Source organism: Bradyrhizobium sp. CCBAU 45389 (assembly GCF_028128625.1).
Lineage (GTDB): Bacteria > Pseudomonadota > Alphaproteobacteria > Rhizobiales > Xanthobacteraceae > Bradyrhizobium > Bradyrhizobium liaoningense_B.
Map to the genome: position 1 here is coordinate 66,429 of NZ_LBIY01000075.1, position 7,270 is coordinate 73,698.

Sequence of the window (7,270 nt, forward strand, 5' to 3'; positions counted from 1 at the left end):
GGATGCACGGCCACCGCTGCATCCGCGCGGAGAAAGCCGGGCCGTCGCCCTTCGAGGGCCGCTAAGAAGTGGCCACCTCAGGGTGACGGTGATAGAGCGCGAGAGCTTTGATCAGCCTCACCCCGAGATCCTCGCGTCCGCCACCGCCTTCTTGAACAGCGCGTTCATGGCGTCCGAGATGCCTTGGGTCGGGCTCACCTCGAAATACAGCCCGGGCGAAGCACAGCTCTGCATGTTCTTCGCGATCTCGCTGTTCGGTGACGGCCCGAACGGTCCCTTGTTGAAGGGGTCGATGTAGGTCATGTACCAGGAGTTGGTCGGCAGCTGCAGATAGGTGGTGTAGAGCACCGCGATCTTGATGCCGCGGTTCTTGATGGTGGTGCAGAGCGAGACGTCGATCGGCGACTGGCAGCGTCCACCGCTCACGACCGGCTTGGAGCAGCCGGTGTTATACTCGTCGGCGACGCCGTCGGAGACGAAGAACAGATACTTCATCGGCGCCGCCGAGGTGCCGGCGCCCGGGGCGCTGATCGCACTGTTGATCGCCGGGAAGACCGTGCTGAACTGCGTATCCTTGTCGGCGGTGTAGGAATCGTTGTTGCCGTAGACGCCCATCAAATCGATGCCGCCCGCCGCCGTCTTCGCACTCGAGAGGCTCGCCGACAGCGAGAACAGCGCGCGCAGGCCGATGGTCTTCGACGAAGCGCCGAAATCGTAGATCGCCATGCGGAACTGGTTCGAATAGGTCTCGGTGGCACCCGCCGTATCCATCAGCGACTGCGTCGCGCTGCGCAGCACGTCGATCCGCGTCGTCACCCCGAGCGTCTTGGCGAGGTTGTAGTAGTTGTTCGCGTCGTTGTAGTCGTGACAGGCGAAGGCGCATTTGTCCGACGTGTTGTTGACCATCTTGCTGACGTCCGCCGGCGTCGCCGCCACGCCCATCGACGGCGAATTGTCCAGCAGGAGGTAGAAGTCGACATAGAGCGGCATGGTCGCCGTCGCGGTCGACGTCCCGCTCATGTTCAGCGCGGTCTTGCCGATCACGCCGAGGAACATGGTGTTGATGGTGCCGGTGAACGAGACTGTCGAGGTAACGGTCGAGCCGGACTTGACCACCGTCGGCGTGACGCTGTTCGGCGTGTAGCCGGTCAGGTTGGCGACGTTGGCATTGAAGATGTTCGTCGCGTCGGTGATGCCGGCGGGGATTGCGCCATCCGACGTCATCGCGCCCGCGGCGGCAAAGGCCGGCGAGGTCTTGGCGACCGAGCCGACGCTGGCCGCATCGGCAGCGGCCTGGAGCTTGGAGCGGACCTGCGTCGCACGGGAGTAATCGACCGCGCAGCCGACCACCGTGATCAGGGGGACGCAGCAGAATGCGAAGATCACCGCGACATTGCCGCGCCGGTCGCGGACGAGACGGCGCATCATGGAGCAAATCGCAGCGCGCATGGGTCGGCCCCGGAATGGTTCAATCGTTTCCACTCTAGGAACCGTCGATTAAATATGACTTATGGAAGCCGTAGAAACGCGGGCCAGGACGGGGTTAACGAACCGTTACGGCCCATCCTCAGCGAGCGACTTCAGGCATGGCCGATCTCAAACTGACTCTCGTGGTGGCCTGCGCGCTGGTCGACGCCGACAAGCGCGTCCTGATCGCGCAGCGCCCCGAAGGCAAAGCACTGGCGGGCTTATGGGAATTCCCCGGCGGCAAGCTCGAGCCGGGCGAGCGGCCGGAGCAGAGCCTGATCCGCGAGCTCCATGAGGAGCTCGGCATCACCGTCGCCGAACCGTGCCTGGCGCCGCTGACCTTCGCCAGCTACGGCTACGAGACCTTCCACCTGTTGATGCCGCTGTACATCTGCCGGCGCTGGGAAGGCCTGGTGACGCCGCGCGAGGGCCAGAACCTCGCCTGGGTCCGCGCCAACAAGCTGCGCGACTACCCGATGCCGCCCGCGGACATTCCGCTGATCCCGCATTTGATCGATTTGCTGATGTGAGGCAGGACCTCATCCTGAGGAGACCGCGCAGCGGTCGTCTCGAAGGATGGCCGCGCGGCAAGAGCGGGGCCTGCATGGTTCGAGACGGCGCTGACGCGCCTCCTCACCATGAGGATCACTCCTTCCCCGCCTTCTTCACCGCCTCCGCCAGGCTCGCCTTCGCCGATCCCGGCTTGAGCGGCTGCTGCTGGCTCGCATGCGGCGCCCAGCCGGAGAGCCAGATGATGTCGAATGTCGCGCGGATGCGGCCGTCGGCATCGGCAAAGCGCTCGGCATAGATCTCGGCCATCCGCAGCAGCGTCGCGCGCCGACTCGGTGTGCGGCGCCGTTCGATCAGCACGTTGGTCGCGCCCATGCGGCGGAGATCCTGCATCAGCGCGAACGCATTGCCATAGCGCACCACGACGCGGTCGACATCGGTCACCGGCAGCGCAAAGCCAGCCCGCTGCAGCAGCGCGCCGATGTCGCGAAGGTCAGCGAACGGCGCGACACGCGGCGACACGCCGCCCTCGCATTCCGCTTCGGCGGCAGCAAAGGCCTGCCGCAGCTCGGTCAAGGTGTCGCCGCCGATCATCGCCGCCAGCAGCAAGCCATCCGGCTTCAACGCGCGGCGAACCTGTGCCAGCACGCCCGGCAGATCGTTGACGAATTGCAGCGCCAGCGCCGAGACGACGAGATCGAGGCTTTCCGGCGCGAACGGCAGTTTTTCCGCGCCGGCCGTATCGAGTGCGATCCGTTCGATGGAAGGCAGGCGCGCGCGCAGCGACGACGGACCCTCGCCGGGACTCCAGAGATCGACCGGCGCTTGAAACTCCCGCATCACCGCCGCCAACCGGTCGGACATGTCCTCGGCAACCCGATCAATCAGGAAGGTCACCTCGCCTTGCGCCTGCGCGCGCTGTTGCCGTGCGTGCAGCAAGGCGCGATCAAACAGAGCGGGCGGGGTTTGGGGAGGTACAGCCATGCGGTTTGGTTACGCTCATGACGGCCACTCTGGCAACCCACGCAATCGAGAGTCAGGTGGAACGGCCAGACGGGCCGTCGTATAATTAGGCCTCACCGAGGCTCCGGCAGTGTTCAGCATTCATCTTCGCGATATCAACGCCGAAATTGTCGAGGCGTGGAGAGCAGCGTTTGCCGATGTCGCAGACGTCGAGGTCTCGCTCGGCGACATTTTTGCGCAGGAGGCCGATGCGATCCTGAGCCCCGCGAACAGTTTCGGGCACATGGATGGCGGGATCGACCTTCTCTATTCGCGATATTTCGGCTGGGACCTCCAGACCAATCTGCAAGCCCTCTTGGCAGAGCAACACTATGGCGAGCTGCCGGTCGGCCAAGCGATCGTGCTTGCCACGGGTCACAAGCGCTTCCCGTTCCTCGTGAGTGCCCCCACGATGCGAGTCCCCACGCGCATCGATCAGACCGTGAATGTGTATCTCGCATTCCGGGCAGCTCTGATCGCTGTCATCACGCACAATGCCGGTGACGACGAGGCAATCCAGTCCTTGCTCGTCCCGGGTCTAGGGACGGGCGTAGGCGCAATGCCCCCTGCGCGGGCCGCCCGCCAAATGCGGCTTGCCTACGACTCGATCTTGGCGCCGGCTTCGGAGCGACGGAGTGCTCGCGCCATCCTGAGAGAGCATCACGAACTGCTTTCCTGATCCCGTTTCGGGCCACCGCCGCTTGAGCGCCGTCGACGGGAACGCTAGCCTCTCATGGAAGCCAACGCCGCCCCCTCCCGTTCCCTCGCCGCACCGCTGCGTGCCGCATGGACCGCGGGCCACCATGCGCTGGCGCGTGCGGCACGGCTCGCCCTCGACATCGCACTACCGACGCTGTGCGTGTCTTGCCGTGAGCCGGTCGATGGCGAAGGCGTTTGCGCGGCGTGCTGGGCGCGGCTGTCGTTCATCGAACGGCCCTATTGCCCGCGGCTCGGCATCCCCTTCGTCTATGATCCCGGCCCCGACATGCTGTCGATGGAGGCGATCGCGAGCCCGCCGGCCTACCAGCGCGCCCGCGCGGCGGTGCGCTATGACGACGTTGCGCGCACGCTGGTGCATGCGCTGAAATACCAGGACCGCACCGATCTGGCACCGGCCATGGGCCGCTGGATGGCGCGCGCGGGCGGCGAGCTGCTTGCCGGCGCCGACATGCTGGTGCCGGTGCCCCTGCATTGGCGGCGGGCCTGGCGCCGGCGCTACAACCAGTCCGGAGCGCTGGCGCGCATCATCGAACGGCAGAGCGGGGTCAAGGTGCGGGGCGACGTGCTGCGGCGGGTCCGTGCCACCGAGCAGCAGATCGGCCTGTCACGGGCCCAGCGCGCCACCAATGTGCAGGGCGCATTCCAGGTATCTCCGGACCGTCAGGCCGAGGTCCAGGGCCGCCGCGTCGTCCTGATCGACGACGTCCTGACCTCGGGTGCCACATTGGACGCCTGCGCGCGTGCCCTGCTCCGCGCCAAGGCGGCCCAGGTCGACGTGCTGGTGTTCGCCCGGGTTGTGGAGATCAGGTGAAGTCCCATATAATTCAATGAATTCATGACATGAAAGCGCCAGACGAGATGACTGCTGCTGTCGAGATCTACACCAGGCCGGGCTGCGGCTATTGTTCCGCCGCGAGGTCGCTGCTGACCCGCAAGAAGGCGACCTTCACCGAGTTCGACGTCGCCAGGAACCCGTCCTGGCGCCAGGAGATGTACGACCGCGCCGGCGACGGCTCGACCTTCCCGCAGATCTGGATCGGCGGCACCCATGTCGGCGGCTGCGACGACCTCTACGCGCTCGACCGCGAAGGCAAGCTCGACGGCATGCTCGAAAGCGTCAAGGCGGCATCATGAGCGACAACAGGACCTTCACCGCCGCGATGGTGCAGCTGCGCACCGGCCTGATGCCGGAGCCGAGCCTCGCGCAGGCGACCCGGCTGATCCGGCAGGCGGCGGCGGGCGGCGCCGATTACGTGCAGACGCCCGAAGTCAGCAACATGATGCAGCTGAACCGCAAGGCGCTGTTCGAGCACCTCCAGAGCGAAGAGGATGACGCCTCGCTGAAGGCGTACCGCGCACTGGCGGCGGAGCTGAAGATCCACATCCATGTCGGCTCGCTGGCGCTGCGCTTCTCGCCGGAGAAGGCGGTCAACCGCTCCTTCCTGATCGGGCCCGAGGGCAATGTGCTCGCGAGCTACGACAAGATCCACATGTTCGACATCGAACTGCTGGACGGCGAGAGCTATCGCGAGTCCGCCAATTACCAGCCGGGCGAGACCGCCGTGATCTCCGACCTGCCCTGGGGCCGGGTCGGGCTGACAATCTGCTACGACGTGCGCTTCCCCGCGCTCTACCGCGCGCTGGCCGAGAGCGGCGCCTACTTCATCACGGTGCCGTCGGCGTTCACCCGCAAGACCGGCGAAGCGCATTGGCACGTGCTGCTGCGCGCGCGCGCGATCGAGACCGGTTGCTTCATCTTCGCCGCGGCGCAGGCAGGCACCCACGAGAACAAGCGCGAGACCTATGGCCACTCGCTGATCATCGATCCCTGGGGCGAGATCCTCGCCGAGGGCGATGTCGAGCCCGGCATCATCATGGCCAAGATCGACCCGGCCAAGGTCGAGACCGCGCGCCGCGCCATCCCGTCGCTCCAGCACGGCCGCCGCTTCGGCGTCGCCGACCCCAAGGCCGGGCCGGACCATCTGCATCTCGTACGGGGATCGGCATGATCCGCTACGCGCTCCACTGCGACCGCAACCACGCCTTCGAGAGCTGGTTCCAGAGCTCGTCGGCCTATGATTCGCAGGTGAAGCGCAAGCTCGTGACCTGCCCGATCTGCGGCTCGGCCAAGGTCGACAAGGCGATCATGGCGCCGCGCATCGTCGGCAAGAAGGGCCGCGGGCGCGCAACGCCGCCGCCGGAGCCCGCGGCTTCGACCACGCCCGAGGCTGCGCCGTCAGGGCCGACCTCGCTGCTGATGTCGCAAGAGCGCGAGCTGCGCGCCAAGCTCAAGGAGCTGCGCGATCACATCGTCAAGAACGCCGACAATGTCGGGGAGCGCTTTGCCAACGAAGCGCGCGCCATGCATTACGGCGACAAGGAGCACCGCCCGATCTACGGCGAGGCCTCGCCGGAAGAGGCGAAGTCGCTGATCGACGAAGGCATCGAGGTCTCGCCGCTGCCGACGCTGCCGGAAGACAGGAACTAGGCCCCCACCAGCACCGCCACGCCGATCACGATCAGCGCGATGCCTGCAAGCTCGCGCGGTGCGATCGGCTGCTTGAACGAGTAGTAGGCCACGCCCTGCGCGAACAACACCTCGATCAGCGCGAGTGTGCGGACATTGGCGGCGGCCGTCAGCGCGAAGGCCAGGAACCAGAACTGTGAGGCGAAGGCGCCGGTGAAGCCCGCCAGCATCGACGGCCGCCACATGCCGAGGATGCCCCGCAACACGTCCGGCGCACGCCAGAGCAGGTAGATCGTCAGCACCAGCGTCTGCACGAACAGGCCGAGCACCAGCGTGAACGACGAGGCCGTCACGAACGACACGTTCGGCACCGTGATGATCGCGCCGCGAAAACCGACCGCCGAGAGCGCGAATGCCGCCGCGGCGACGAGGCCGGTGATGGTCGGCTTCAATTCCGCAAAACTCTTCTCGCCGCCGGGGCGCAGCGCGGTGATGACGACACCGATGGTCGCAATCACGATCGCCAGCACCTTCAACCAGGTGAGGTGATCGCCGAGGAAGACGAAGCCGAAGATCGCGGTCTGGATCGCCTCGGTCTTGAGGTAAGCCGTGGTCACCACGAAGGAGCGGTCGTTCATCGCAAGCAGCATCAGGCCGGTGGCGACGATCTGGCTGAGCGCGCCGAGCAGCAGCCATGGCCAGAATGCCGATGGTGGCATACCGATATGATCGCCGGTCGCGACCAGCACCACGCCGAGGAACAGCAGCGAGAACGGGAAGCCGAACAGGAAGCGGATATTGGTCGCGCCCCAGGTCCCCAGCGGCTTCGTCAACGACCGCTGCATCGCATTGCGCGCGACCTGGCCGAGCGCAGCGACGACGGTGAAGGGAATCCAGAGGCTGGTGACGGTGAGCATGGGGAGTGGGAATAGGAAGGGATCTGGAGCCAACCTGCCGCTGACGGCGAAGCAGGTCAATCACGCGGATGTCATGGGTGCGATGCTCTCGCGACGCCTTCAGTGTCGTCCCGGCGAAGGCCGGGACCCATACCCACAGGATTTGGTTTGGCGAAGACTCGCGGTTACCAGCGTCGCACCAAAACTG

At 66.0% G+C, this 7,270-nt stretch carries 9 protein-coding genes; 6 read left to right on the plus strand and 3 right to left on the minus strand.

The features are described from left to right. Positions 1-117: 117 nt before the first annotated feature. A complete protein-coding gene (locus tag XH79_RS09720; protein ID WP_271581534.1) occupies positions 118-1,449 on the minus strand; it encodes a TadE/TadG family type IV pilus assembly protein in 1,332 nt (443 codons plus the stop codon). Positions 1,450-1,586: 137 nt separating this feature from the next. On the opposite strand from XH79_RS09720, the gene XH79_RS09725 reads away from it, so the two are divergent. After that, a complete protein-coding gene (locus XH79_RS09725; protein WP_027577055.1) occupies positions 1,587-1,997 on the plus strand; it encodes a (deoxy)nucleoside triphosphate pyrophosphohydrolase in 411 nt (136 codons plus the stop codon). Positions 1,998-2,112: 115 nt separating this feature from the next. Here the strand turns inward: XH79_RS09725 and XH79_RS09730 are convergent, their stop codons facing one another. Further along, positions 2,113-2,961 (minus strand): methyltransferase domain-containing protein, encoded by an 849-nt coding sequence (locus tag XH79_RS09730; RefSeq protein ID WP_271581535.1) that lies wholly within the window; start codon positions 2,959-2,961, stop codon positions 2,113-2,115. A 109-nt stretch (positions 2,962-3,070) separates the two neighbouring features. Here XH79_RS09730 and XH79_RS09735 point away from each other — a divergent pair, with 109 nt between their 5' ends. The 5 genes from XH79_RS09735 to XH79_RS09755 are packed head-to-tail and all read left to right on the plus strand — an operon-like array spanning position 3,071 to position 6,187. After that, positions 3,071-3,658: a macro domain-containing protein gene (locus XH79_RS09735; protein WP_212347413.1), complete on the plus strand. Its 588-nt coding sequence runs from the start codon at positions 3,071-3,073 to the stop codon at positions 3,656-3,658. A 54-nt stretch (positions 3,659-3,712) separates the two neighbouring features. Next, on the plus strand, positions 3,713-4,510 hold the full coding sequence (locus XH79_RS09740) for a ComF family protein (protein ID WP_212347410.1): 798 nt from the start codon (positions 3,713-3,715) through the stop codon (positions 4,508-4,510). Positions 4,511-4,557: 47 nt separating this feature from the next. Then, positions 4,558-4,833, plus strand: coding sequence for a glutaredoxin 3 (gene grxC / locus XH79_RS09745; protein WP_212347570.1), 276 nt, complete (start codon positions 4,558-4,560; stop codon positions 4,831-4,833). Next, a complete protein-coding gene (locus tag XH79_RS09750; RefSeq protein ID WP_271581536.1) occupies positions 4,830-5,708 on the plus strand; it encodes a carbon-nitrogen hydrolase family protein in 879 nt (292 codons plus the stop codon). Before grxC ends, XH79_RS09750 begins: the two co-directional genes overlap by 4 nt. Further along, a complete protein-coding gene (locus XH79_RS09755; protein ID WP_271581537.1) occupies positions 5,705-6,187 on the plus strand; it encodes a DUF1178 family protein in 483 nt (160 codons plus the stop codon). The genes XH79_RS09750 and XH79_RS09755 overlap by 4 nt, the downstream gene beginning before the upstream one ends. Here XH79_RS09755 and XH79_RS09760 read toward each other — a convergent pair. Continuing rightward, complete coding sequence (locus XH79_RS09760; RefSeq protein ID WP_212347401.1) at positions 6,184-7,083, minus strand: EamA family transporter; 900 nt, start codon at positions 7,081-7,083, stop codon at positions 6,184-6,186. The two genes, XH79_RS09755 and XH79_RS09760, sit on opposite strands and share 4 nt — an antisense overlap. Positions 7,084-7,270 lie beyond the last annotated feature (187 nt).